Source organism: Martelella mediterranea DSM 17316, from assembly GCF_002043005.1.
GTDB classification, from domain to species: domain Bacteria; phylum Pseudomonadota; class Alphaproteobacteria; order Rhizobiales; family Rhizobiaceae; genus Martelella; species Martelella mediterranea.
On sequence record NZ_CP020330.1, the window covers coordinates 4,270,135 to 4,296,597 of the forward strand.

Below are 26,463 nucleotides of genomic sequence, written 5' to 3' on the forward strand. Positions count from 1 at the left end.
GGTGCGAGACCGGCGGCTTCCAGATCAGACAGCTTCAACGCAGAGGCTTATTCGCCCGGCTGCGGCTCGCTTTCCGGGTTCATGGCGGACAGCATCGGGGTCGCCTCGTCGGCGCCGGAGGCCTTGCGGCGGGCGTCGATGATGAGCTCGTCGCGGGTGGTCGCGATGCGACGGACCTGCGACATGGCGCGACCGGTGCCGGCCGGGATCAGACGGCCGACGATGATGTTTTCCTTCAGGCCCTGCAGGGTATCGACCTTGCCGGCGATCGCCGCTTCGGTCAGCACCTTGGTGGTTTCCTGGAAGGAAGCCGCCGAGAAGAAGGACGGCGTCTGCAGCGAGGCCTTGGTGATGCCGAGCAGCACCGGTTCGCCTTCCGCAGGCTTCTTGCCCTGCGCGACCAGTTCCTCGTTGAGATTGTCGAAGGCGATCGCCTCGACAATATCGCCGGAGATATAGCCGCTGTCGCCCGAAGACGTGATCTCGATCTTCTGCAGCATCTGGCGAACGATCACCTCGATGTGCTTATCGTTGATCACCACGCCCTGCAGACGATAGACTTCCTGGATCTCGTTGACGAGGTAGGAGGCCAGCGCCTCGACGCCCTTGATCGCAAGGATGTCGTGCGGAGCGGGGTTGCCGTCGAGGATGTAGTCACCCTTCTCGATGTAGTCGCCATCCTGCAGGTGGAACGGCTTCGACTTGGGAATGAGATATTCCACCGGCTCGACACCGTCTTCCGCAGGCTCGATCTGGATGCGGCGCTTGTTCTTGTAGTCGCGGCCGAAGCGGATCGTACCGTCGATCTCGGCGATCACGGCATGGTCCTTCGGACGGCGGGCTTCGAACAGTTCGGCCACGCGCGGCAGACCACCGGTAATGTCCTTGGTCTTGGCGCTTTCCAGCGGCGAACGTGCAAGCACGTCACCCTGGCTGACCTTCTGGCCGGGCTCGACCGAGAGGATCGCGTCCACCGAAAGCGGCAGGCGGGCTTCGGTGCCACGCGGCAGCTTCAGGATTTCGCCGTCTTCGCCCTTGATGACGATTGCCGGCTTCAGATCCGAACCGCGCGGCGTCGAGCGCCAGTCGATGACCGAACGCTTGGTGAAGCCGGTGGCCTCGTCCGTGGTTTCGGTAACCGAAAGACCTTCGACCAGATCCTCGAAATCAACCGTACCGGAGATTTCCGTCATCATCGGGCGGGTATAGGGATCCCACTCGGCGAGACGCTGGCCGCGCTTGACCTTGTCGCCGTCGTCCACGAACAGCTTCGAACCGTAGGCGACCTTCTGCGAGGACCGCTCCTGATCGCGCTGGTCGAGGATCTGGATCGCCATGTTGCGGCCCATCGCCACCAGAACGCCGTCGGAATTGCGCAGAACGTTGCGGTTCTTGATGCGCACCGTGCCCTCATAGGAGGATTCCAGGAACGACTGGTCAACCACCGTTGCCGTACCGCCAAGGTGGAAGGTACGCATGGTGAGCTGGGTGCCCGGCTCGCCGATCGACTGCGCGGCGATGACGCCGACAGCCTCGCCGAGGTTGACCGGCGTTCCGCGTGCAAGGTCGCGACCGTAGCAGACCTGGCAGACGCCCGTCTGGACTTCGCAGGTCAGCGCCGAACGGATCTGCACCGACTGGATGCCGGAGGCTTCGATCCGCACGACGTCCGCCTCGTTGATCTGGCGGCCGGCCTCGACGATCAGTTCGCCGGTGGTCGGGTCCTCGATGTCAACGAGGGCGGCACGGCCGAGAACGCGCTGGCCGATGGACGCAACCACCTGACCGGCATCGACGATGGCGGTCATGGTCAGGCCCTTGTCGGTGCCGCAATCTGCCGTGTTGACGATGCAATCCTGCGCGACGTCGACCAGACGACGGGTCAGGTAACCCGAGTTCGCCGTCTTCAAGGCGGTATCGGCCAGACCCTTACGGGCGCCGTGCGACGAGTTGAAGTACTCGTTCACGGTCAGGCCTTCCTTGAAGTTCGAGATGATCGGGGTCTCGATGATTTCGCCCGAGGGCTTGGCCATCAGGCCGCGCATCCCGCCCAGCTGACGCATCTGGTTCACCGAACCACGCGCGCCGGAATGGCTCATCATGTAGATCGAGTTCATCTGCTTCTGACGACCGGTCTCCGGATCGAATTCGACCGCGCGAATGCGGGCCATCATCTCTTCGGTAACCTTCTCGGTGGCCTTGCCCCAGGCGTCGACGACCTTGTTGTACTTTTCGCCCTGGGTGATCAGGCCGTCATTGTACTGCTGCTCGTATTCCTTCACGAGCGCTTCGGTCTCGGCAACGATGGTGTGCTTGGCGTCCGGAATGACCATGTCGTCCTTGCCGAACGAAATGCCGGCCTTGCAGGCGTGGCTGAAGCCGAGCTGCATGATCCGGTCGCAGAAGATCACCGTGTCCTTCTGGCCGCAATGGCGGTAGACCGTGTCGATCATCTTGGAGATGTTCTTCTTGGTCATTTCCTGGTTGCAGGTGTCGAACGGCACGTTGACGTTCTTCGGCAGAAGCTCGCCGATGATCATCCGGCCCGGCGTGGTGTCGTGGATCTTGGAGACGACATTGCCGTCCTCGTCCACGGTCTTGAACCGGCCCTTGATCTTGGCGTGCAGCGTGACGACCTTGTTTTCCAGCGCGTGATGCAGTTCGCCCATATCGGCAAACACCATGCCCTCGCCCGGCTCCTTGTCGTTCATGATCGACAGGTAATAGAGGCCGAGAACCATGTCCTGCGACGGCACGATGATCGGCAGACCATTGGCCGGATGCAGAATGTTGTTGGTCGACATCATCAGGACGCGCGCTTCCAGCTGCGCTTCCAGCGACAGCGGAATGTGAACGGCCATCTGGTCGCCGTCGAAGTCGGCGTTGAAGGCGGTGCAGACCAGCGGATGCAGCTGGATCGCCTTGCCTTCGACCAGGATCGGTTCGAACGCCTGGATGCCGAGACGGTGCAGCGTCGGCGCGCGGTTCAGGAGAACCGGATGCTCGCGGATGACCTCGTCGAGGATATCCCAGACTTCCGGACGCTCCTTCTCGACCAGCTTCTTCGCCTGCTTGACGGTCGAGGAATAACCCTTGGCGTCGAGACGGGCGTAGATGAACGGCTTGAACAGTTCGAGCGCCATCTTCTTCGGCAGGCCGCACTGATGCAGCTTCAGCTCGGGACCGGTCACGATGACCGAACGGCCGGAATAGTCGACGCGCTTGCCGAGCAGGTTCTGACGGAACCGGCCCTGCTTGCCCTTCAGCATGTCGGAGAGCGACTTCAGCGGGCGCTTGTTGGCGCCGGTGATGACGCGGCCGCGACGGCCGTTGTCGAACAGGGCGTCGACGGACTCCTGCAGCATCCGCTTTTCGTTGCGGATGATGATCCCCGGCGCGCGCAGCTCGATCAGCCGCTTCAGACGGTTGTTACGGTTGATGACGCGACGATAGAGGTCGTTGAGGTCCGACGTCGCGAACCGGCCGCCATCGAGCGGCACGAGCGGACGCAGATCCGGCGGGATCACCGGAACGATCTTCATGATCATCCATTCCGGACGGTTGCCGGAATCGAGGAAGTTCTCAACGATCTTGAGACGCTTCATCAGCTTCTTCTGCTTCAGGTCCGACGTGGTGTCGGCAAGCTCGGCACGCAGATCGCCAGCGATCTTTTCGAGATCCATGCTGGCAAGCATCTCGTAGATCGCTTCCGCGCCGATATTGGCCGAGAACTGGTCCTCGCCGAACTCGTCGACGGCCATCATGTATTCTTCTTCCGAAAGGAGCTGGTTCTCCTTCAGGTCGGTCAGGCCCGGTTCGGTGACGATGTAGTTCTCGAAATAGAGAACGCGCTCGACATCCTTCAGCGTCATGTCGAGCAGCGTGGAAATGCGGCTCGGCAGAGACTTCAGGAACCAGATATGGGCAACGGGTGCTGCGAGCTCGATATGGCCCATGCGCTCGCGGCGAACGCGCGACAGCGTCACTTCAACGCCGCACTTTTCGCAGATAATGCCCTTGTATTTCATGCGCTTGTACTTGCCGCACAGGCACTCATAATCCTTCATCGGGCCGAAGATGCGCGAGCAGAACAGGCCGTCGCGCTCCGGCTTGAAGGTGCGGTAGTTGATCGTTTCCGGCTTCTTGATTTCGCCATAAGACCAGGAAAGGATCTTCTCCGGGCTGGCGATCGAGATCCGGATCGAATCGAAGACCTGCGCCGGCGCCTGCGGATTGAAAAGATTCATGACCTCTTGGTTCATGCCTGTCTCCTTGACTGGGCGGCATCGCCCTTGCTGGCAGTCGATCCGGTCAAAACCCCGATACCGGACGACCTGCCTTTAAAACGGTTGTGGCCGCGAAATGCGGCGAAACTGACACTTGAGGCTTACTTTCTAAGCATCGAGCGCCGGCGACGCGCCCGCCCTTCACAGGGGGCGCGTCGGCTCTCAACTTTATTCCGCGGCGTCCGGAAGCTCGACGTCCGGCTGCGGCTCCTCGGCGGAGTTCTCCAGTTCGACCGAAAGACCCAGAGAGCGCATTTCCTTGACGAGAACGTTGAAACTCTCCGGAATACCGGCTTCAAACGTATCATCGCCGCGGACGATGGCTTCATAGACCTTGGTACGACCGGCAACGTCATCCGACTTCACGGTCAGCATTTCCTGCAGCGTGTAGGCGGCGCCGTAAGCTTCGAGCGCCCAGACCTCCATTTCGCCGAAGCGCTGGCCGCCGAACTGCGCCTTGCCGCCCAGCGGCTGCTGGGTAACGAGCGAGTACGGACCGATCGAGCGTGCATGGATCTTGTCGTCAACCAGATGGTTGAGCTTGATCATGTACATATAGCCAACGGTTACCTTACGGTCGAACTGCTCGCCGGTACGGCCGTCGTAGAGCACGGACTGACCGGACGGGTCGAAGCCCGCGCGCGACAACATCTCCGACACGTCGCCCTCATGGGCGCCGTCGAAGACCGGCGTTGCGATCGAGACGCCGCGCTTGGCCTCTTCGGCCAGACGCACCAGACCGTCATCGTCGAAATACTCGACTTCGTTACGGGCTTCCGACGCATAGACCTCGGTCAGCGTTTCCTTCAGCGGGCCGATGTCGTTGGTCTCTTTATAGGCCTCGAGCATCTCGCCGATGCGCTTGCCCATGCCGGCACAACCCCAGGCCAGATGCGTTTCCAGAATCTGACCGACATTCATGCGGCTCGGCACGCCAAGCGGGTTCAGCACGACATCGACATGGGTTCCGTCTTCCAGGAACGGCATGTCTTCGGCGGGCAGGATGCGGGAAACCACACCCTTGTTGCCGTGACGGCCGGCCATCTTGTCGCCGGGCTGGATCTTGCGCTTCACAGCCACGAAGACCTTGACCATCTTCATCACTCCCGGAGGCATTTCGTCGCCGCGCTGGACCTTTTCGACCTTGTCCATGAAGCGCTGTTCAAGGCGGTTCTTGGAGTCGTCATACTGGCCGCGAAGCGCTTCGAGTTCACCCTGAAGGTTCTCGTCCTCGACGGCAAACATCCACCACTGCGAACGCGGATAGGCCGAGATCACCTCATCGGTCAGCACAGCGCCCTTCTTGAAGCCCTTGGGGCCTGCAATCGAGGTCTGGTCGCGCAGCATATCGGAAAGACGCGCGTAGACGTTGCGGTCCAGAATGGCCTGCTCGTCGTCGCGGTCCTTGGCGAGGCGTTCGATTTCCTCACGCTCGATCGCCATGGCGCGCTCGTCCTTCTCGACACCGTGACGGTTGAAGACGCGGACTTCAACCACGGTGCCGAAGGTGCCGGGCGGCATGCGCATCGAGGTGTCGCGAACGTCCGAAGCCTTCTCGCCGAAGATCGCGCGCAGAAGCTTTTCTTCCGGCGTCATCGGGCTTTCGCCCTTCGGCGTGATCTTGCCGACGAGAATGTCGCCCGGATGCACTTCGGCGCCGATATAGACGATGCCGGCCTCATCGAGGTTCTTCAGCGCTTCTTCCGAAACGTTCGGAATGTCGCGGGTGATTTCTTCCGGGCCAAGCTTGGTGTCGCGGGCCATGACCTCGAATTCTTCCAGATGGATCGAGGTGAAGACGTCATCCGAAACGATCCGCTCGGAAAGCAGGATCGAGTCCTCGTAGTTGTAGCCGTTCCACGGCATGAACGCGACCAGCGCGTTGCGGCCGAGGGCCAGGTCGCCGAGATCGGTCGACGGACCGTCGGCAATGATGTCGCCCTTGTTCAGAACGTCGCCGACGCGCACCAGCGGACGCTGGTTGACGCAGGTGTTCTGGTTCGAACGCTGGAACTTCATCAGCCGGTAGATATCGACGCCCGACTTCGAGGCATCGAGATCTTCCGTGGCGCGGATAACGATACGGGTCGCATCCACCTGGTCGACGATGCCGCCGCGCTTGGCGGCGATCGCGGCGCCGGAGTCACGGGCAACGATCGGCTCCATGCCGGTGCCGACGAACGGCGCTTCGGCGCGCAGAAGCGGCACGGCCTGACGCTGCATGTTCGAGCCCATCAGCGCGCGGTTGGCGTCGTCGTTTTCCAGGAACGGAATGAGAGCGGCGGCAACGGACACGAGCTGCTTGGGCGAAACGTCCATCAGGTTGATGTTTTCGCGCGGGGCCAGCATGACTTCGCCAGCGTGACGGCAGACAACGAACTCCTCAACAAAGGTGCCGTCATCGTTCATCACCGAGTTGGCCTGGGCGATGTAGTACTTCGCCTCTTCCATGGCCGACAGGTAGATCACCTCGTCGGTGAGCTTGCCGTCCTCGGAGATCTTGCGGTACGGGCTTTCGATGAAGCCGTACTTGTTGACGCGGGCGAAGGTCGCAAGCGAGTTGATCAGACCGATATTCGGGCCTTCCGGCGTCTCGATCGGGCAGATACGGCCGTAATGGGTCGGATGCACGTCGCGGACTTCGAAGCCCGCGCGTTCACGCGTCAGACCGCCCGGACCCAGCGCCGAAAGACGACGCTTGTGGGTGATTTCCGACAGCGGATTGATCTGGTCCATGAACTGCGAAAGCTGCGACGAACCGAAGAACTCGCGCACGGCGGCGGCCGCCGGCTTGGCGTTGATCAGGTCCTGCGGCATCACGGTGTCGATCTCGATCGAGGACATGCGTTCCTTGATCGCGCGCTCCATGCGCAGAAGACCCAGACGATACTGGTTCTCCATCAGCTCACCGACCGAGCGGACGCGGCGGTTGCCGAGATTGTCGATGTCGTCGATCTCGCCCTTGCCGTCGCGCAGGTCAACCAGCGTCTTGACGACGGCCAGGATGTCCTCCTTGCGCAACACGCGAACCGTATCCTCGGCATCGAGGTCGAGACGCATGTTCATCTTGACGCGGCCGACGGCCGACAGGTCATAGCGCTCGCTGTCGAAGAACAGCGAGTTGAACATGGCCTCGGCCGATTCCATGGTCGGCGGCTCGCCCGGACGCATGACGCGATAGATATCGAACAGCGCGTCCTGACGGTTCTCGTTCTTGTCCGCGACCAGCGTATTGCGGATATAGGCGCCGACATTGACGTGGTCGATGTTGAGGATCGCGATCTCGTCGATACCCTGATCGATGATGCCAGCGAGATTCTTCTCGTCCAGCTCTTCGCCGGCCTCGAGATAGATTTCGCCGGTTTCCAGGTTGACGAGGTCTTCTGCGAGGAAGGTGCCGTAAAGCTCCTCATCGCTCACCTTGAGCGCCTTGAGGCCGCCTTCGGACAGCTTCTTCAACATGCGCGGGGTCAGCTTCTTGCCGGCCTCGACCACGACTTCGCCGCTGTCGGCGTCGATCAGATCGGCAATGACCTTCTGGCCGCGCAGACGCTCGGGCGAGAACGGCACTTTCCAGCCCTCGCCATCACGCTCATAGGTGGCCTTCTCGTAGAAGGTCTCGAGGATTTCCTCGGTGTCCATGCCGAGCGCCATCAAGAGCGACGTCGCCGGGATCTTGCGGCGGCGGTCGATACGGGCGTGCACGATGTCCTTGGCGTCGAATTCGATATCGAGCCAGGAACCGCGATAGGGGATCACGCGGGCGGCAAACAGCAGCTTGCCCGACGAATGGCTCTTGCCCTTGTCGTGGTCGAAGAACACGCCCGGCGAACGGTGCATCTGCGAAACGATGACGCGCTCGGTGCCATTGACGATGAAGGTCGCGTTGTTGGTCATCAGCGGCATGTCGCCCATATAGACCGACTGCTCCTTGATGTCCTTGATCGACTTCGCGCCCGTGTCCTCATCGATATCGAACACGATCAGGCGCAGCTTCACCTTCAGCGGCGCGGCATAGGTCAGGTCGCGCTGGCGGCATTCCTCGACGTCGAACTTCGGCTGTTCGAACTCGTAGGACACGAATTCGAGCATCGAAGCGCCGGAGAAATCGGTCATCGGGAAGACGGACTTGAACACCGCCTGCAGCCCCTCGTCGGGACGTCCGCCCTTGGGCTCGTCAACCATGAGGAACTGGTCATAGGAGGCCTTCTGAACCTCGATCAGGTTCGGCATCTCCGCGACTTCCGGGATCTTTCCGAAAAACTTGCGTACGCGCCTGCGACCGTTAAAGGAAAGGGTCTGAGCCATTCAGGTAGCTCCTTCAATCTGCATCCGGGCCTGCAACAGACGGTCACCGATGGCCAATTGGCTCCGTCGTCATTTAAGGGTCTTCTTGAGAACCCATTACCCAAAGGCCCGAAATGGGACTTTGGGTAATGGTTTCGGGTCAGTTGTCATTGCGCGGGCGGTGACCGCCCGCGCAACAAAATGCAAAGCTTACTTGAGCTCAACCTTGGCGCCAGCTGCTTCCAGCTTGCCCTTGAGTTCTTCGGCTTCGGCCTTGGAAACGGCTTCCTTGACCGGCTTCGGAGCGCCTTCGACGAGGTCCTTGGCTTCCTTGAGGCCGAGACCGGTGATGGCGCGGACTTCCTTGATGACGCCGATCTTGTTGCCGCCGGCTTCCGCCAGGATGACATCAAATTCGGTCTTTTCTTCAACGGCTTCAGCAGCAGCGCCAGCGCCGCCGGCAGCAGCAACGGCTACCGGTGCAGCGGCGGAAACGCCCCACTTTTCTTCGAGCATCTTGGAAAGCTCGGCGGCTTCGAGAACCGTCAGCTCAGAGAGTTCTTCTACGATTTTGGCGAGATCAGCCATGTTCATATTCCTTCAGTGTTGGTTCGAACTGGTTCGAAATTTTGTAAACAGCGAAAAACCGCATCAGGCGGCTTCGTCCTTCGTGGCGTAGGCATTGAGCACGCGCGCAAGCTGGCTTGCGGGTGCCGAAGCAATCGTCGCGATACGGGTAGCCGGGGTCTGGATCATACCAACCAGCTTCGCACGCAGCTCGTCCAGCGAAGGCATCGTCGCAAGCGACTTCACACCTTCCGCGTCGAGCACGGTTGCCCCCATGGCGCCGCCGATGACAACGAGCTTGTCGTTGGTCTTGGCGAAGTCCATGCAGACCTTCGGAGCCGTCACCGGGTCATCGCAAAATGCGATGAGCGTCTGACCTTTGAACAGGTCGGACATACCCTCGGACTCCGTACCCTGAAGGGCAATCTTGGCCAGGCGGTTCTTCGCGACTCTGACAGTGCCGCCCGCTTGACGCATCTTCGAACGAAAATCGTTCATCTGCGCAACGGTGACACCGGCATAGTGGGCCACGACAACTGAGCCAGAAGCCTTGAAGACTTCGTTCAGTTCCGTGACGAATTCGCGTTTTTCCGCTCTTTCCACTGCCTATCTCCAGTTGACAGGCCCATTTTCGGACCTGTCGGTTTGCCTTTGCCGCAAGGGGCTTCTTGTTTTTATCCAAGATCCCAAGCGACGCTCGAGGATCCTGCCCCCATCGGCGCGCGATTTCTCAAGCGCCTAGGCACAACCAGGTTCGAACCAGTTAAACCGCCAAAGGTGACTTGCGTCGCCAACGGAAAAATTGGTCTCACCCGTCTCATGCAGGCATAATTAAGGTTGCCCACCTGCAATCTCGGACAGGAAACCGGGTTTTATCCCGGGTTTTTCCGGGCCCTGGAGCCCGGAAACTTGTCACCGGAAGCGCACTTCCAGAAATTCTTCAGTCCGCGCTCAGGCGTTGACCGACGAGAAGTCGATCTTGACGCCGGGGCCCATGGTCGACGACAGCGCCAGGCGCTTGACGTAGTTGCCCTTGGCGCCGGCCGGCTTGGCCTTGACGACGGCATCGGCGAAGGCGCGGATGTTTTCTTCCAGCGCGCTCGCGTCAAACGAGGCCTTGCCGACGCCGGCGTGAACGATGCCGGCCTTCTCGACGCGGAACTCGACAGCGCCGCCCTTGGAGGCTTCGACAGCCGCCTTGACGTCCATCGTGACGGTGCCAACCTTCGGGTTCGGCATCATGCCGCGCGGGCCGAGCACCTTGCCGAGACGGCCGACGAGCGGCATCATGTCCGGCGTGGCGATGCAACGATCGAAATCGATGTTGCCGCCCTGAACGGCTTCGACCAGATCTTCGGCGCCAACGACGTCCGCACCGGCCGCCTTGGCTTCATCGGCCTTGGCGCCACGGGCGAAAACGGCAACGCGAACCGTACGGCCCGTGCCGTTCGGCAGGTTGACGACGCCGCGGACCATCTGGTCGGCGTGACGCGGGTCAACGCCGAGATTCATCGCGATCTCGATGGTTTCGTCGAACTTCGCGGTGGCGCGTTCCTTGACCATCTTCACGGCTTCGGAAAGGGCGTAGAACTTGTCGGCATCAACGCCTTCGCGGTTCTTCTGAATACGCTTTGCAATCTTGCTCATGGCAATCAACCCGTCACTTCCAGGCCCATGGCGCGGGCGGAGCCCTCGACCATGCGCATTGCGCCTTCGATATCGGCGGCGTTCAGATCGCTCATCTTGGCTTCCGCGATCTTGCGGACCTGCTCAGAGGTGATCTTGCCTGCCGATGCGCGACCCGGGGTCTTCGAACCGGACTTCAGCTTCGCTTCCCGCTTCAGGAAGTAGGAAACCGGCGGCTGCTTCATCACGAAGGTGAAGGACTTGTCCTGGAAATAGGTGATGATGACCGGAATCGGCATACCCTTTTCCATTTCCTGCGAGGCGGCGTTGAACGCCTTGCAGAATTCCATGATATTGATGCCACGCTGACCAAGCGCGGGACCGATCGGCGGGGACGGATTTGCCGAACCTGCCGGGACCTGCAGCTTGAGCTGGCCTGCAACTTTCTTAGCCATTACTCTGCCTTTCACGTTGTGGACCGGAACCCCGGCCCGACTGCCGGCCTATCGCCGGCGGCTGCGGTTGCGTGGTGCGAACATCCGGGCGCCGGCTAAGCGTCCTGTTCTTCCACGCGCAATGCCCCCGAAGGGGCAAATCATCAAACTTTCTCGACCTGCGCGTATTCCAGCTCGACCGGGGTGGCGCGACCGAAGATCGAGACCTCGACCTTCAGGCGGGAGCGCTCCTCATCGACGTCCTGCACCACACCGTTGAACGATGCGAACGGACCATCGGAAACCCGAACCTGCTCGCCGATCTCGAAAAGCACGGTCGCCTTCGGACGCTCGACGCCTTCCTGAACCTGACCGAGAATGTGCTCGGCCTCGGAATCCGGAATCGGAACCGGCTTCTGGTCGCTGCCGAGGAAACCGGTCACGCGGGGCGTATTCTTGATAAGATGAAACACCTCGTCATTGAGCTCGGCCCTCACCAGCACGTAGCCGGGGAAGAACTTGCGCTCAGAATCGACCTTGCGGCCGCGACGCACCTCGACGACCTTTTCGGTCGGCACGAGAATGCGGTCGAAATACTGGTCGAGACCCTTCTGGCGGGCCTTTTCCTCGATCGCCTCAGCCACCTTCTTTTCGAAGTTGGAATAGGCGTGAACGATATACCAACGCATAGCCATCTGCTTCCCCTTCCCCGATCAGGCGCCGAGATTGAGGATGAAATTCATCAACAAGCTCATCAACTGGTCCGCAGCAAAAAAGAAAAATGCCGCGATCACGACCATCACGATCACCATGAGGGTCGAAATCACAGTTTCGCGCCGGGAAGGCCAAACGACTTTGGCCGTCTCAGCGCGCACTTGCTGCAGAAACGTGAATGGATTGGTTTTAGATGCCATAAATGCCCACGCCTTTACGGCACGTAAAGCGGAAGATCCAGCTCCACGCGCCGCGAGTCTGTTTTTCACTACATATCATCGTTTTTCGTTGACACAAGAGAAAAACGTATTTTTGTTTTCACATTCACGCGAGCCGGCCACTGATTTGCGCGACCAAACGGCGTGCTGGCAGGGGCAGAGGGGCTCGAACCCCCGACCTGCGGTTTTGGAGACCGCCGCTCTACCAACTGAGCTATACCCCTTCATCCTCAGCGAGCGACAGGCGTTTCCGCGCGCCAGCATCAGACATGGCGCTCATTTACGGATATGACGCGCGCTTTGCAAGGGTGTTTTTCATGAATGCCTGTGAAGATTGCGCAATCCGGCCCGTTGCCCGGTTGGTGGCGGCGTGACTCGCTCTACCCCCTGTCGCCGCAAAGTCATGGCGCGCGAAAACCTGAACCGTTGCCGCGTTGCCCTGCATGCCGGCTCAAGGCCGGCATGAAGAAGAAAGAGAGGTGCGGCCGGTCTACGCCCTGAGCGCCTCGTTTTCCGGATCGAACGGGCTCTCCTCCACAACGGTCGCGTCATAGAGATCGCCGAGGATCCTGATCTTCAGCTTGGTGCCGGGTACCGCATAGTCCGGCTTCAGCATCGCCAGCGCGATCGACTTGCCGATGCGCCAGCCGAAGCCGCCCTGGGTGGCGCGACCGGCGAGGTTGCCGTCGCCGTCATAGATCGCCTCCGAGCCGCGTGCGTCGCAATCGGTGACGCCGTCGACGATCAGGGTCGCGAACACCGAGCCGAGACCCGCCTCCTTCTTCGACAGCAGCGCCTCCTTGCCGATGAAATCCTTCTTCGGTTTGATGAAGCGGTCGAGGCCCGATTCGTAGGCGGTGTATTCGATCGACATTTCCCGCTGCATGGCGCGGTAGGATTTTTCGAGCGCCATAGCGCCCATCGCCCTTATGCCGAAGGGCTTGATGTCGAATTCGGCACCGGCTTCCATCAGCTTGTCGAAGATATAGGTCTGCATCGCGATCGGGTGATGCAGCTCCCAGCCGAGTTCGCCAACAAAATTGACGCGCAGCGCATGACAGCTTGCCGCCCCGATCGAGATCGGCTGCCCCGTCAGCCAGCCGAAATCCTCGTTTGCGAGCGAGGCGCGCGTCAGCTTCTTCAGGAGATCGCGCGATTTCGGGCCGGCGACGACCAGCACGCCCATTTCCATGGTCAGCGGCCGCAGCGTGACCGAGCCATCGGTCGGCGCGAGTTTCATCAGCAGGTCGTGGTCGTGGCTTTCGAGCCCCGCGCCGGAGACCAGATAGAACCGGTCGGGCGCCCATTCGTAAAGCGTGAACTCCGCCCTCACCCCGCCTTCCTGCCCCAGCAGGTGGCAAAGCGCGATCCGGCCGCGCTTCTTCGGAATGGCATTGGCGAAAATACTGTCGAGGAAGGCGCGCGCGCCGACGCCCGAGACTTCCATCTTGGCGAATGGCGTCATGTCCAGCACGCCGACCTTTTCGTGGACGTGTTTCACCTCATTGCCGACATGCTCGAAATAGTTCGAGCGCCGGAACGACCATTTTTCCACGATCCGGCCGTCTTCCAGCGGCGGAGCGTGGTTATGGCTGGTCAGCACATCGGCGCCGACGCCGAGCTCGCTCTCGTCCAGCGCATAGCCCTCCGGCGCGTACCAGTTGGCTCGCTCCCAGCCATAGACCGAGCCGAACACGCCGCCGAGCGCCTTCAGCCGTTCATAGACCGGCGAAGTCTTCAGCGGCCGGGCAGCGGCGCGCTCCTCGTCGGGATAGTGCATGGTAAAGACATTGGCATAGGCCTCCTCGTTCTTGGCGATGAGGTAGCCCTCGGTGGCGTAGGGCCCGAAGCGGCGCGGATCGACGCCGGCAAGGTCCACCGTCGGCTCGCCATTGACGATCCACTCGGCCAACTGCCAGCCGGCGCCGCCTGCTGCGGTAATGCCGAAGGAATGGCCTTCGTTCAGCCAGAAATTCTTCAGCCCCGGCGCGGGCCCGACGATCGGGTTGCCGTCCGGCGTATAGGCGATCGCGCCGTTATAGACCTTCTTGATGCCGACCTCGGCAAAGGCCGGAACGCGCGCCATCGCCGTCTCGATATGCGGCATCAGCCGGTCGAGCTCCTCCTGGAACAACTCGTATTCGCTGTCGTCGGAAGGCCCGTCGACATAACAGACCGGTGCGCCGACTTCATACGGCCCGAGGATCAGCCCGCCGGCCTCCTCGCGCATATACCAGGCGCTGTCGGATTCGCGGAGCACACCCATCTCGGGCAGCCCCTGCTTCTTGCGCTCCAGGATCGCCGGATGCGGTTCGGTGACGATATACTGATGCTCGACCGGGATGACGGGAATGTTGAGCCCGACCATGGCGCCGGTCCTGCGGGCAAAGTTGCCGGTGCAGGAGATCACGTGATCGGCGGTGAATGCCTCCTTGTCGGTCTCGACATGCCAGGTTCCGTCCGTGTTCTGGCGGATTTCAGTGACCGTGGTGTTACGCATGATCCGCGCGCCGTTGTCGCGCGCGCCCTTGGCCAGCGCCTGGGTCAGGTCGGCCGGCTGGATATAACCGTCACCGGGATGCTGGATCGCGCCGAGCAGGCCGTCGGTCTCGCACAGCGGCCAGACCTCCTTGACCTCCTCCGGCGTGAGGAACCTGAAATCGACCCCGATCGTCTCGGCGATGCCGGAATAATAGAGATACTCATCCATCCGGTCCTTGGTCATCGCGAGGCGGATATTCGAGACCTTCGAAAAACCGACATTCAGCCCGGTCTCTTCTTCGAGCGAGGAATAGAGATTGACCGAGTATTTGTGCAGCTGTCCGACGGAATAGCTCATGTTGAACAGCGGCAACAGGCCGGCGGCATGCCAAGTGGAGCCGGAGGTCAGCTCCTTGCGCTCGATCAGAACCGCGTCCGACCAGCCCTTTTTCGCCAGATGATAAAGCGTCGATACGCCGACGACGCCGCCGCCGATCACCAGTGCCCGAGTTTTCGTTGTCATCCGTTCCGCCTCTGAGGATAGCGTGTGCGCCCGCGTCAGACGGGCCGTTCTGTACCCGACTATGCAACGCCCACCGCGCCGCCAACAGCCCGTTTGCGACATGCAGTCTTGTGGCCGCGACGCGTTGAAAATCGGCCCGGCGCGCGCCGCTCAGCGCTCGCCGCTGTCGTCATTGCCGGCGTCGGGATGATCGTAGGAGGGCGTTGTCGTCTCCGTCGTCTCCACCGGCGCGGTTGCGGTCTTGCGCATCTGCTTGCGGATCGAGTTCGCCAGTTCGTCGTGGCGCTCCTTCTGCGGAATGATGTGCAGGTCGCGCTGGGGATAGGGGATGGTGATGCCCTCGTCGCGGAACCGCTCGAAGATCGCGACGCGGATATCGTTGCGCACGGTAATGCCGTTGAAGACGTCGGCGAGATAGACGCGCAGCTCGAAATCGAGCGTCGATTCGCCGAACCCCACGAAGATCACCATCGGCTCCGGGTTCTGCAATACCAGCGGATGGGTGGTTCCGATCTCCATCAGGATGTTCATCACGGTGCGGGGATCGCTGTCATAGGAGACGCCGACGGCGACTTCCGAGCGCCCCATCTGGTTGTGGTGCATCCAGTTGCCGACCGAGGCATTGATCAGCTCGGAATTCGGCACGATGATCGACTGGCGCTGGAAGGTCTCGATCTCGGTGGCGCGCACCGAGATGCGCTTGACGAAGCCTTCGGTGGTGCCGGACACGATCCAGTCGCCCACCTTGAACGGCCGCTCCGCCAGCAGGATGAGGCCGGAGACGAAGTTGGAGACGATCGTCTGCAATCCGAAGCCGATGCCGATCGACAGCGCCGAGGCGACAAGCGCAAGGCTCGACAGGTTGACGCCGGCGGCCGAAATCGCCAGCAGGCTCGCGAGCACGATACCGAGATAGCTAATGCCGGTCTTGACCGAATTTCTGACGCCGGAGTCTGCCTTCGAGCGCAGCAGCACATTATTGTCGAACCAGCCCTGGAACCAGCGGGTTCCGAGATAGCCGCCGACAAACAGCAGCACCCCGATCAGGATGCCGCCAAGCGAGATGGTGATCGATCCGACGGTGACCGAGGTCAGATGCTTTCCGGCCCAGAGCTTGATCTCCTCCCAGCGCACCCCCCACGATATCAGGATCATCGGGACACCGATGAGAAACGTCGCCGCATAGGTCACAAGCCCCAGAACAAGCGATATCTGGTCGCTGCGCACGCTTGAAACGCCGAAGCGGCTGACGACGTGCTTGCCATATCCGGTCCTTGCGAAACTGCCCGGCTGCGACACCGCCTGTCCGAGCAGGATGCCGATATACATCGTGATCAGCACGCCGCCCGTCAGCACCACCTGGTTTGCGGCAAACCGGGACAGCGCGACGTAGCCGATCAGCGCCGCCACCACGATGAACACGCCCACAAGCCGGGTCATGACGGCGATGGCGGACGGAAACAGGGTTCTGATCGACCGCTTCTGCGCCGTCGCCCCGCCAAGCGGAGCCCGGGGCCGGATGAACGAAACCGCGATCAGTATGGTGCCGATCATCACCGAGGTGATGAGACTTCGCGCCACTTCGAGACGCAGATCGGCATCGAGCGTGTCGTTCAATACGCCGAACAGGATATCCGCCCAGTTGATCACCGCGAGCGCGGTGAAGGCCAGCGTCAGGTTGCGCGCCGCCGAATTGCTGATCGGCACCAGCCGCCATTGCGGCCGCCCCGGCGTCAGCACGTTGCGCGACAGCAGAAACACGAAGATGACGACCGCGGCGGAAACATAGGCCGCCCGCACGAAGCGCTCGACATCCGGCAGGAAGATATTCAGGCCGACGAACAGCACATAGGACACGGCGAGAAAGGCAAGAAGCGCAAGACTCGGGATCATCGTTGTCCAGAAACTTGCCAGAAGCCGGGCGACGTAATCGGGCTCCTGCTCCTGCAGATCGAGTTTGGTGCGATCCAGAAGCCGGCTCGATATGCGGTAGGAGAACACCGCCGCCAGCAGGGACAGGAAAAGCGCGGCCAGAAACTGCAGCCGCTTGGCATTCCAGATATAATTCAGCCAACCGCCATAGGACACCTTGAATGCGGTGATCTCGCCGCGCACCAGACGACTGAAATCGGAGGAGAACAACTGCACCAGGTCGGTATGGGCAAACAGCATCTCGGTAAATTGCACCCGCCGCAGATGACTGATGTCGGCGGAGGTCTTCTCGGCCAGGGCGCTCAGTTTCTGCGCCTGGTCGGACAGCGCGTTGATTTCCGAACGCTGCGCCAGAAGCTTGTTGCGTTCCTCGGTGGTCACCGCAGGCTCCGGGGTCTCGCCCGGACCGGGCGCGGTGCCGAGTTCGAGAAGTTGCGCGCGGACCTCCGTCAGCCGGATCGAAATCGAGCTCAGAATTTTGGCGAGGCCGGCCTGAACCTGATCCACCTCAGTCTGCAGTCTCACCAGCGTATCGGTGCCCGGCGTATCCTCCGCAACGGTCGCGGCGACGGTTGAAAGCGACCGGGAGAACCCGTCAAGCTGATCCTTCATGTCCTGAAAGAAAGGATCGAGCGCCGGTTGCTCCGTTGCCGCCTGGTCGGCCGCCTGCGGCTGACCGGTTTCGGCGGCCGGCGCGGCGGACGCATCGCCCGCGGCCGGGGCTGCCGTCTCCGATGCCTGCTGGGCCCGGACATCCATGACCGGCAACGTAGAGGTGAGCGCCAGCGCCAGACATAAAATGCCGAAAATCCCCGCCCTTGCGCCGCCTCGCCAAATCAAACCGCTGGCCCTTTCACTTGTCCTGCACCGGTGCTCTTGACGAGCAGCGCGTCAATTTCAAGGCAGCGACCCTTGCCGCCGCCCCCGTTTCGTCACTTCTGGCCCCAGCCGGTGTTTTCCTCGCTCGAAAGATAGGTCCGCTCGGCAGGCGTGGAACGGCGCTTCAGGATCGCGTTGCGGTGGGGAAAACGGCCGAATTCGGCGATCACATCGCGATGGCTCTCGGCAAAGCGGGAATATTCCTCATTGCCGAGCGCCTTGAACAATTCGACGGAGCGCTTCTGGTCCTTCAGCTTTTCAGAATGCTCGAACGGCATGTAGAAGAATGCGCGACGGTCCGCCGGCAACGCCTGGTCCGCGCCGCTGGCCACCGCGAACTTGGCTTCCCTGAGCGCCAGCCGGTCTGTGGCAAAGGCCATCGGCGTCGCGCGGTAGATATTGCGGGGAAACTGATCGAGCACGATAACAGCCGCAAGCTGCGCCTCGGGGGTCGCGCGCCATGCGCCGCCGATCTTCTGCGCCAGAGCCCGGTGGGTGGAAAAGAAGCGGTAGAGGATGGTGCGGTCGAGCGCCGCCACATCGTCGGGCTGGAACCAGTCCTTTGGCGTCAGCTCCTCAAACCAGAATGCGAGCACCTGTTCAGGGCTCGCCGCCTCGTCGATGAATTCGCTCATGTCGCCTCTCCTCGGCTTATGCAGTTCTGCTTGCGCATGACAGACGGGGACGATACATTTTCACATAGCTCCGCTCAAGCAAGACATTTGCGAGACATATATGCCTGAACCAGCCGGATCGCGGCGCGGCGTCACCGTCGTCACATCGTTGATCTTCGTGATCCTGCTGTTGCTGGCAATCCGCGGAGCGGGGACATTCCTCAAGCCGGTGGCGCTGGCGCTGTTCATCATCGCCGTCACCTGGCCGATCAAGAACGCGCTGCAGAGATTCATGCCGGCGCTGGCGGCGCTGGCGCTCACCGTCATTTCCACAATCGTCGTGTTCGTGATCTTCGCCACGCTGGTGATCTGGGGCTTTTCCCGGGTCGCGACCTCCTTCATCGAGGCAGCGTGGCAGCTCCAGATCGCCTATCAGGACGCCGTCGCCTGGTTCGATGGAAAGGGGATCGCGGTCGCAAGCTCGCTCTCCGACGTCTTCAATGTCGGGCTCGTCGTGCGCACCATCCGGCAGATCACCGGCCAGGCCAGCACCACGCTGAGCTTCTGGCTTGTCGTCCTTGCCTATGTCGTGCTCGGCCTCACCGAGGTCGACAAGCTGCGGAGCAAGCTCGACGTGATCAACCAGCCCGGCTTTGCCGCCACGGCTGTCAGGATTGCCCACGAAACGGCCCGCAAATTCGGCCGATACATGCTGGTCCGGACCGAAATGAGCGCCATCACCGGCTTCCTGTTCTGGGGCGCCGCAACAGTCACCGGCCTCGATTTCCCCATCGAGTGGGGCGTGATCGCCTTCGCGCTCAACTACATCCCGTTCATCGGCTCGGTGATCGCCACCGTGTTCCCCTCGCTCTACGGCGTCATCCAGTTCGAGAACTGGGAAACCGCGCTGGTGCTGTTTGCCGCGCTCAACCTGATCCAGTTCATCATCGGCAATTATGTGGAACCGATGGTGTCGGGCTCGACCCTGTCGATCTCGCCCTTCGTGGTGGTTTTCTCGATCTTCTTCTGGACCTTCATGTGGGGCCTGTTCGGCACCTTCCTCGGCGTGCCGATCACGATCGCGCTCCTGACGGTGTGCGAGAACATTCCCTCGCTGCACTGGGTCGCCGCCATTCTCGGCGGCAAATCGAGACCGAAAAAAGCCAGGGCGCTGCTGGCCGCGCCGCGCCAGGACTAAGGCTTCAACGCGGTCGCTCGGCCCGGTCGCGGGTCATGCCCTTTTCGGCAAGCTCCGCCTCGTAGTCGGCGAACAACCGCGCGCCGTCCTCGCCCAGCTCACGCAGATAGCTCCAGGTATAGATGCCGCTGTCGTGCATATCGTCGAAGCCGATGCGGATCGCGTAATTGCCGGCGGCGGCGACCGTCATGATCTCGACATTGCGCTTGCCCGGCACCGTCACCGCCTGGCCGGGACCATGGCCCTTGACCTCTGCTGAAGGCGACAAGACCCGCAGCATCTCGGCCGGCAGCGCATAACGGGCGCCATCGTCAAACGTCACGGTCAGGCTTTTGCGGTCTTTCGAGACCCTGATCTCCGTCGGTGTCGCTGTCAAAACCGGTTCCCTTTTCCGTCCAATTCACAGAGCTTTGTTTGACACCGGACTTGACGCTTGCCAAGCCGAAGAACATCTTCCCGGCAAGGAGATTTTGCGTGAACCGGCATTTCAGCGAGATAGCGGACGAAAAAACCGCCCCGATGATCGACCCTTTTGGGCGCGCGATCACCTATCTGCGCGTCTCGGTGACCGACCGCTGCGATTTCCGCTGCACCTATTGCATGGCGGAAAACATGACCTTCCTGCCGAAACGCGACCTGCTGACGCTGGAGGAACTCGAACGCCTCTGCAACGCCTTCATCGACAAGGGCGTGCGCAAGCTGCGGCTCACTGGCGGCGAACCGCTGATGCGCAAGAATGTGATGCATCTGATCGAGGCGCTTGGCCGCCGCATTGATGACGGCGCGCTTGACGAGTTGACGCTGACCACCAACGGCTCTCAGCTTTCGCGCTTTGCCGACGATCTCCACGCCGCCGGCGTGCGCCGCATCAACGTCTCGCTCGACACGCTCGACCCGCAGAAATTCCGTGAGATCACCCGTTGGGGCGATTTTCACAAGGTGATGGCGGGGCTCGAAGCCGCGCGCAAGGCCGGACTGAAGGTCAAGCTCAACGCGGTGGCGCTTGCCGGCTTCAACGAGGCCGAAATCCCCGACCTTCTCCGCTTTGCCCATGGCGAGGGCATGGACCTGACGCTGATCGAGGCGATGCCGCTCGGCGAGGTCGAGACCGATCGCTCCGCGCAATATCTGCCGCTGTCGAAGGTCCGCCGCGACCTTGAGGAGCGCTTCACGCTCACCGACATCCCGCTCGACACCGGCGGGCCGGCGCGGTTCGTCAGGGTTGCCGAGACCGGCGGCAAGCTCGGCTTCATCACCCCGCTCAGTCACAATTTCTGCGCAAGCTGCAACCGGGTGCGGCTCACCTGCACCGGCATGCTCTATATGTGCCTCGGCCAGGACGACAATGCCGATTTCCGCGCCGTGCTGCGCGACAATCCGGGTGACGACGCGGCACTCCACCACGCCATTGACAATGCCATCGCCCGCAAACCGAAAGAGCACAATTTCGAGCTCGACGAGAAAACCTCCCGCGTCGCCGTCGCCCGCCACATGAGCATGACCGGCGGCTGAAAATATAAAGCATCAACGCGTCTTCCCCCAGACTCGGTTCGGCGATATGAACCGAATGATCAAAATATGGGCGAATGATGCGTATTTCCTCAAATCTTTCCGGCGCGCTGTTCATGATCGCGGGCATGGCCAGCTTTTCGATCAACGACGCGATCGTGAAAAAGCTGACCGAGGAGATCGGCGTCGGGCAGATCATGTTCTTCCGCGGCCTGATCGTCATGGTCATCGCACTGATCATCGCCTGGCGGGCGGGCGTGTTTTCGCACATACGGGCCGTGTTCGAGCCGCGGGTTCTGATCCGCAGCACATGCGAGCTTATCGCCGCCATCGCCTACCTCGAAGCGCTGAAGGCGATGCCGCTTGCCAATGCGGCGGCGATCCTGCAATGCCTGCCGCTCGCCGTGACCCTTGGCGCGGCGCTGTTCATGGGCGAACCCGTCGGCTGGCGGCGCTGGAGCGCGATCATCGCCGGCTTTATCGGGGTGATGATCATCATCAAGCCGGGTCCCGCCGGCTTTGAGAGCGGCGCGCTCTACGTCGTGATCGCCATGCTTTTCGCCACCGCCCGCGACCTTCTGACCAAGGCGATCCGCACCGATGTGCCGGCGATCGTGATCACCCTGTCGACCTCGGCCCTGCTGACCATCGGCGGCGCCGGGCTCGGCACGATCGAACAGGACTGGGATTTGATGCGCTGGCCGCTCGTCGGCCTGCTGGTCCTTGCGGCGGGCTTTCTGCTGATCGGCTACCAGTTCATCGTGTTTGCCGTGCGCAAGGCCGATATCTCCTATGTCGCGCCGTTCCGCTATACCGGGCTGTTGTGGTCGACCATTCTCGGCATGATCATGTTTGCGACCTATCCGGGCGTGAACGTGCTGATCGGCGGCGCGATCGTCGTCGGCGCGGGCCTTTACTCGTTCTACCGCGAACGCCAGAAGGGCATCGAGCCGCTCAGCGAAACCACCCAGCCCGGCGGCCCGCAGGGCGGGGGATTGCTGGCGCGCGCCGAAGAGGAGGTTTTGCGCGATTGACGAAACCTGACCGCATCCCGGCCGTCATTCTCGCCGGCGGCGCCTCGCGGCGCATGGGCGAAGACAAGGCGATGCTCGCCTTCGGCGATGGCACGCTGCTTTCCCATGCCCTTGCCCGTCTTTCCGCACAAAGCGGACCGGTGGTCATCAGCCGCCATGATGGGGCGATGGCGGAATTCGCAGGCGCCCCCATCGTCACCGATGGCGGCGGGGAGCACAATGGTCCGCTCTCCGGCATCCTTTCCGCGCTTCGCCATTTCGAGGGCGGGTCGGCATCCCATATCGCCTCGATCGCCGTCGACACGCCGTTTTTCCCGGCGGATTTCGTCGACCGGCTAGCCGCAGCAGCCCCCACCCCCAACGAAATCATTGCCGCGCGTTCGAACGACCGCGTCCATCCCGTTTTCGCGCTCTGGCCGCTCCTGCTTGCCGATGACCTTGCCGCCTGGCTTGCCGACGGCAACAGAAGACTGATGGGCTTTCTGGAGCGCCATCCGCACCGGTTCGTGGATTTCGAAATAACCGGCGATAGCGATCCGTTCTTCAACATCAACACGCCGGAAGAGCTGGAACAGGCCCGAATACGGTTCGGTTCGCTGTAAATCGGCTGTTGCGCCATCCCGCGACCCGGCATAGAGCGTAGGCCGAAAGACATGAGGCTGAGGCGATGGCGCGGAAGATCGACGAGAAGAAGCTGGCAAAGGCCTATAACCGGGCACTAGCGCTGGAAAAGGAAGGCAGGCTTGCCGAGGCCGCCGAGGCCTATCGCGAGGTGCTGGCCCTCGACCCCGAGGACCATGGCGGCGCTGAGGTGCGCCTTGCCGCCACAGGCTTCGGCGATACGCCGCTGAAGGCGCCCGGCGCCTATGTCGAGACCCTGTTCGACCAGCATGCCGATGACTTCGAGGATATTCTGGTGGAGCAACTCGGCTATTGCGTGCCGATGACGATCCGCCAGCGGTTTCAGGCGCTTGCGCTCGGCCCGTTCCGGCGAATGCTGGATCTCGGCTGCGGCACCGGCCTTGGCGCGGACGCGCTCAGCGACATGGCGGACGACATCACCGGCCTCGACATTTCCGAGAACATGGTCGAGATCGCCTATGAAAAGGGTCTCTACGACACCCTGTTCGTTGCCGAGGTCGAAGAATTCCTCGAGGAAAGCGACGAAACGCCGTTCGATCTGGTGATCGCCGCCGACGTGCTGCCCTATCTCGGCACACTCGACGCGCTGTTTCAGGGCGCTGCCGCCAATATGGAAACAGGCGGCATCTTCGCCTTTTCCGCCGAGACCCTGCCGGAGGAAAGGCTGAAGGGGGCGGGCTACGCCGTCGGCCCGCATCACCGCTTCGGCCACAGCCTCGCCTATATCGAGACTGGCCTGAAGAACGCCGGCTTCGAAACGGTTGAGGTTACCGATATCAATGTCCGGATGGAAAACGGTAAGCCGACGCCCGGCTATCTGGTGATCGCCCGGCTTCAGGAGGCATGACGGCGTCCGGCGCGATAGAATCGCCACGGCGTGTACCAGTGCCAGCGCGGGTCCAGCTTCTCCGGCACGGGATCAAAGCCGGACGTGCCGCCCGGCCCGCAGCGCCCGACCCTGAAGAGCGTGAGAAACCCGCCCGACCACAGACCGTGGCGGGCGATCGCCTCATAGCCATATTCCGAACATGTCGGCAGATGCCGGCAGGACTGGCCGATCAGGCTTGAAAAGGTGAGCTGGTAGAGCCGGATGAGGCCGGTTCCCAGAAGCCTGCCCGGCGTCTTCGGAAAGGGCCCGCTGTAATTGCGCGAATGCCCGTTACACATCGCGCCCGACGGCCTCGGCCAGAGCGGGGCCGCGTTCCAGCGCATCGAGCGCCTTGACGGTGGCCTCGAAGGTCAGCATCACCGAACCGTGGCGGGCCGGATAATCCTTCACCGGCAAGAGACAGCGCATCTCGGCAAAGCGGCCGTCCGGCCCCTCCCCGCCTTCCTTCAGCATGACCCGCATCTTATCGCGAGCATCGCGGATTTCCGCCGGCGTCGCGCCGATGATGGTCTCGGCCATGATCGCGGATGACGCCTGACCGAGCGCACATGCCTTCAACTCGTGGGAAAAACCGCTGACGCGACCATCCGCGAGGTTGAGATAGACCGTCAGTTTCGAACCGCACAGCCGCGAATGCGCCGAGGCCGATGCGTCGGCATCCGGGAGAACGCCGAGCCGGGTCACATTGCCGGCATGCTGCAATATTTTCGCGGAATAGATATCGTCCATCGGTCACCCTGCGGCGCGTCTTTTCAATGTTTCATACGGAAGATGGGTTTTCGGCGCTGTCGCAACAAGCCCGCAGCGCACGATTGCCAAGGTTCCGATCCGGGTCTATTTAAACCGCCGGAAACGGGAAAAGCCATGCTGAATTTCGAAAAGCCGCCGCAGGACAAGGCCCTGCTCGATGAATCGCGCGTCTTCACCCCGCGTTTTGATGAAAACGGTCTCGTCACCGCCGTGGTCACCGACGCGCGCGACAACGCCGTGCTGATGCTCGCCCATATGAATGCCGAGGCGCTGGCGCTGACGCTTCAGACCGGCTTTGCTCATTATTACAGCCGCTCGCGCAAGGCGATCTGGAAGAAGGGCGAGACTTCGGGCAATCTCCAGCGCGTCGAGACGGTGCTTGCTGATTGCGACCAGGACGCGGTTCTGATCAAGGTGACCATGACCGGCCACGCCGCCGCCTGCCACACCGGCCGCCGCTCCTGCTTCTACCGCTCCGCCTCGATCGAGGGCGGCAAAGCCGTGCTGACCAGCATCGACGATGACAGGGCCTTCGATCCGAAGGAAGTCTACGGCGGGAAATAGGGATTTTCGGGAGGGAGACTTCGACGTTACCTTGTCGCGAATCTCAGTACATTGAGGCGTCCGGTTTTGCAGCAGCCTCGCAGCCCATAATCTCCCCCCTTGAGGCAGGGCTATCGCATATGAGCGATCATTGAGATTAGGAAGGTATCGTCCCATCCGGCTTTTTTCATTTTGCGCCGGATGGACGCCTTGTCCGGGTGGTGTCGGATGATGTTGAGAGCGAGCTTGCGAAGGATCGAGAGGTTCCGGGGCCCGTGATCCTTTCGGTTTCTGGCGGCGTCTTCGCAGAAGGCGACGTCGAGCACCCAGTGCAGTTGGTTCTCGATCGTCCAGTGCGCTCTGGCGATGTCCAGAAAGGCGGTAGCGCTGACTGACCTGGACAGCAGGAAATGTCGGATGTGACGCGTTTGCCGGCCATCGGGCTCCACCCGGATGCTTTCAAGCCGTGCGATCGCCTTGACGCCGGGAAAATCCATTCCTTCCGCCTTGACGATGACGGCGCGTCGGGTTTCGGTTCTGTCATGGGCCTTGCCATCGGCCTTTTCGGCTCTGTCGGGGTTGCTTTCCTTTTCAAGCAGGGCGATCGCCCGGTTGAGAAGGCCCGGTTGGTTGCCCTTGAGTGCAAGCGCATAGTCGGCGCCGGTCTTGAGAATGGCAGAGGCTGTGTCTGCCCTGCAATGCAGCGCGTCAGCCGTGACGATGCAGCCATCCAGCGACAAGCATGAAAGAGCTTGCAGAACGCCTTTGACTTCACTGCGGCCCGGCGCGAGCTGCTGGCCGATGACCATGCGCTGGTCGGCGGCCCAGATGTTGACCAGATGCAGGGGCGAGGCCTTGTCGCCGCGTTTGTAGGCCCCGCGCACGGCCTTGCCGTCGATGGCGATGACGCCGCTGATGGATTTTGCGAAAGCCTGCGCGAAGCGTGCAAAGACCGTTTCGAAAGCCTCAGGGTCGATATGTCTGAAAACATTCGAGAAAACGTCGTGACTGGGAGTGCCGTAAGGCAGAGGCACGATCTCCTTCAAAAGCTTGTGCTTGGAGACGCCAAAGTCGGCCATGTCCTGACAGGTTTCGGCCCCGCACAGCACCGCGGCCAAGGCAATGAACAAAACGCTGTTCAGCGAATAGCGGACATTGGCCGCCCGAGGGTCCGGAACCGACCCGAAAAGAGACGCAAATCCGTCCATCCAACCCTCCACAACAGAAAGGCTGAAGATGAATCGATTTGCGTCAAATATTCAATAGCTTAAAAGCCATACGCGATTCCCCTGCCCCTTGAGGGGGAGATGTCGCGAAAGCGACAGAGAGGGGTAAAG

21 protein-coding genes and 1 tRNA gene are annotated in these 26,463 nt (G+C 61.6%); 6 read left to right on the top strand and 16 right to left on the bottom strand.

Translation table 11 applies throughout. The features are described from left to right. Window positions 1-47 precede the first annotated feature (47 nt). The 12 genes from rpoC to Mame_RS20055 all read right to left on the bottom strand — a co-directional run bounded on the left by rpoC (window position 48) and on the right by Mame_RS20055 (window position 18,582). The gene (rpoC, locus tag Mame_RS20000; RefSeq protein ID WP_018065624.1) at window positions 48-4,262 is read right to left on the bottom strand and encodes a DNA-directed RNA polymerase subunit beta'; all 4,215 of its coding nucleotides are present in this window, start codon (window positions 4,260-4,262) and stop codon (window positions 48-50) included. Between the two features lie 192 nt (window positions 4,263-4,454). Next, window positions 4,455-8,594, bottom strand: a complete 4,140-nt coding sequence (rpoB, locus tag Mame_RS20005; RefSeq protein ID WP_018065625.1) for a DNA-directed RNA polymerase subunit beta — start codon at window positions 8,592-8,594, stop codon at window positions 4,455-4,457. A gap of 189 nt (window positions 8,595-8,783) precedes the next feature. Beyond that, window positions 8,784-9,161, bottom strand: coding sequence for a 50S ribosomal protein L7/L12 (gene rplL / locus Mame_RS20010; protein WP_026173615.1), 378 nt, complete (start codon window positions 9,159-9,161; stop codon window positions 8,784-8,786). 63 nt (window positions 9,162-9,224) lie between these two features. Continuing rightward, on the bottom strand, window positions 9,225-9,743 hold the full coding sequence (rplJ, locus tag Mame_RS20015; protein ID WP_018065627.1) for a 50S ribosomal protein L10: 519 nt from the start codon (window positions 9,741-9,743) through the stop codon (window positions 9,225-9,227). Between the two features lie 348 nt (window positions 9,744-10,091). After that, window positions 10,092-10,787, bottom strand: a complete 696-nt coding sequence (gene rplA, locus Mame_RS20020) for a 50S ribosomal protein L1 (RefSeq protein WP_026173616.1) — start codon at window positions 10,785-10,787, stop codon at window positions 10,092-10,094. Window positions 10,788-10,792: 5 nt separating this feature from the next. Further along, window positions 10,793-11,221, bottom strand: coding sequence for a 50S ribosomal protein L11 (gene rplK, locus Mame_RS20025; protein ID WP_018065629.1), 429 nt, complete (start codon window positions 11,219-11,221; stop codon window positions 10,793-10,795). A 143-nt stretch (window positions 11,222-11,364) separates the two neighbouring features. Continuing rightward, window positions 11,365-11,895, bottom strand: a complete 531-nt coding sequence (nusG, locus tag Mame_RS20030; RefSeq protein ID WP_026173617.1) for a transcription termination/antitermination protein NusG — start codon at window positions 11,893-11,895, stop codon at window positions 11,365-11,367. An 18-nt stretch (window positions 11,896-11,913) separates the two neighbouring features. Beyond that, a complete protein-coding gene (gene secE / locus Mame_RS20035; RefSeq protein WP_026173618.1) occupies window positions 11,914-12,114 on the bottom strand; it encodes a preprotein translocase subunit SecE in 201 nt (66 codons plus the stop codon). A 166-nt stretch (window positions 12,115-12,280) separates the two neighbouring features. Beyond that, a tRNA-Trp gene (locus tag Mame_RS20040) sits at window positions 12,281-12,356 on the bottom strand. A 266-nt stretch (window positions 12,357-12,622) separates the two neighbouring features. Then, the gene (locus Mame_RS20045; protein ID WP_026173619.1) at window positions 12,623-15,136 is read right to left on the bottom strand and encodes a GcvT family protein; all 2,514 of its coding nucleotides are present in this window, start codon (window positions 15,134-15,136) and stop codon (window positions 12,623-12,625) included. 150 nt (window positions 15,137-15,286) lie between these two features. Beyond that, window positions 15,287-17,908: a mechanosensitive ion channel family protein gene (locus Mame_RS20050; protein ID WP_018065633.1), complete on the bottom strand. Its 2,622-nt coding sequence runs from the start codon at window positions 17,906-17,908 to the stop codon at window positions 15,287-15,289. A gap of 92 nt (window positions 17,909-18,000) precedes the next feature. Continuing rightward, complete coding sequence (locus Mame_RS20055; RefSeq protein WP_018065634.1) at window positions 18,001-18,582, bottom strand: DUF924 family protein; 582 nt, start codon at window positions 18,580-18,582, stop codon at window positions 18,001-18,003. A gap of 100 nt (window positions 18,583-18,682) precedes the next feature. Between Mame_RS20055 and Mame_RS20060 the strand changes: the two genes are divergently transcribed. Further along, a complete protein-coding gene (locus tag Mame_RS20060) occupies window positions 18,683-19,759 on the top strand; it encodes an AI-2E family transporter (protein WP_018065635.1) in 1,077 nt (358 codons plus the stop codon). A 4-nt stretch (window positions 19,760-19,763) separates the two neighbouring features. On the opposite strand, the gene Mame_RS20065 is transcribed toward Mame_RS20060, so the two are convergent. Beyond that, on the bottom strand, window positions 19,764-20,135 hold the full coding sequence (locus tag Mame_RS20065; protein WP_018065636.1) for a gamma-butyrobetaine hydroxylase family protein: 372 nt from the start codon (window positions 20,133-20,135) through the stop codon (window positions 19,764-19,766). 143 nt (window positions 20,136-20,278) lie between these two features. On the opposite strand from Mame_RS20065, the gene moaA reads away from it, so the two are divergent. The 4 genes from moaA (at window position 20,279) to Mame_RS20085 (ending at window position 23,791) form a co-directional block, all read left to right on the top strand. Beyond that, on the top strand, window positions 20,279-21,271 hold the full coding sequence (moaA, locus tag Mame_RS20070) for a GTP 3',8-cyclase MoaA (RefSeq protein ID WP_155122245.1): 993 nt from the start codon (window positions 20,279-20,281) through the stop codon (window positions 21,269-21,271). Window positions 21,272-21,348: 77 nt separating this feature from the next. Beyond that, window positions 21,349-22,302: a DMT family transporter gene (locus Mame_RS20075; RefSeq protein WP_155122155.1), complete on the top strand. Its 954-nt coding sequence runs from the start codon at window positions 21,349-21,351 to the stop codon at window positions 22,300-22,302. Then, the gene (mobA, locus tag Mame_RS20080) at window positions 22,299-22,904 is read left to right on the top strand and encodes a molybdenum cofactor guanylyltransferase MobA (protein ID WP_018065639.1); all 606 of its coding nucleotides are present in this window, start codon (window positions 22,299-22,301) and stop codon (window positions 22,902-22,904) included. The genes Mame_RS20075 and mobA overlap by 4 nt, the downstream gene beginning before the upstream one ends. A 65-nt stretch (window positions 22,905-22,969) precedes the next feature. Further along, window positions 22,970-23,791, top strand: coding sequence for a methyltransferase domain-containing protein (locus Mame_RS20085; RefSeq protein WP_018065640.1), 822 nt, complete (start codon window positions 22,970-22,972; stop codon window positions 23,789-23,791). Here Mame_RS20085 and yidD read toward each other — a convergent pair. After that, entirely contained in the window at window positions 23,779-24,111 is a 333-nt protein-coding gene (yidD, locus tag Mame_RS20090) for a membrane protein insertion efficiency factor YidD (RefSeq protein ID WP_018065641.1), read from the bottom strand. The two genes, Mame_RS20085 and yidD, sit on opposite strands and share 13 nt — an antisense overlap. Then, window positions 24,104-24,562 (bottom strand): iron-sulfur cluster assembly scaffold protein, encoded by a 459-nt coding sequence (locus tag Mame_RS20095; protein ID WP_018065642.1) that lies wholly within the window; start codon window positions 24,560-24,562, stop codon window positions 24,104-24,106. Before Mame_RS20095 ends, yidD begins: the two co-directional genes overlap by 8 nt. 135 nt (window positions 24,563-24,697) lie before the next feature. Between Mame_RS20095 and hisI the strand changes: the two genes are divergently transcribed. Beyond that, window positions 24,698-25,147 (top strand): phosphoribosyl-AMP cyclohydrolase, encoded by a 450-nt coding sequence (gene hisI, locus Mame_RS20100; RefSeq protein ID WP_018065643.1) that lies wholly within the window; start codon window positions 24,698-24,700, stop codon window positions 25,145-25,147. A 110-nt stretch (window positions 25,148-25,257) separates the two neighbouring features. Here the strand turns inward: hisI and Mame_RS20105 are convergent, their stop codons facing one another. Then, a complete protein-coding gene (locus Mame_RS20105; RefSeq protein ID WP_079920686.1) occupies window positions 25,258-26,334 on the bottom strand; it encodes an ISAs1 family transposase in 1,077 nt (358 codons plus the stop codon). Window positions 26,335-26,463 lie beyond the last annotated feature (129 nt).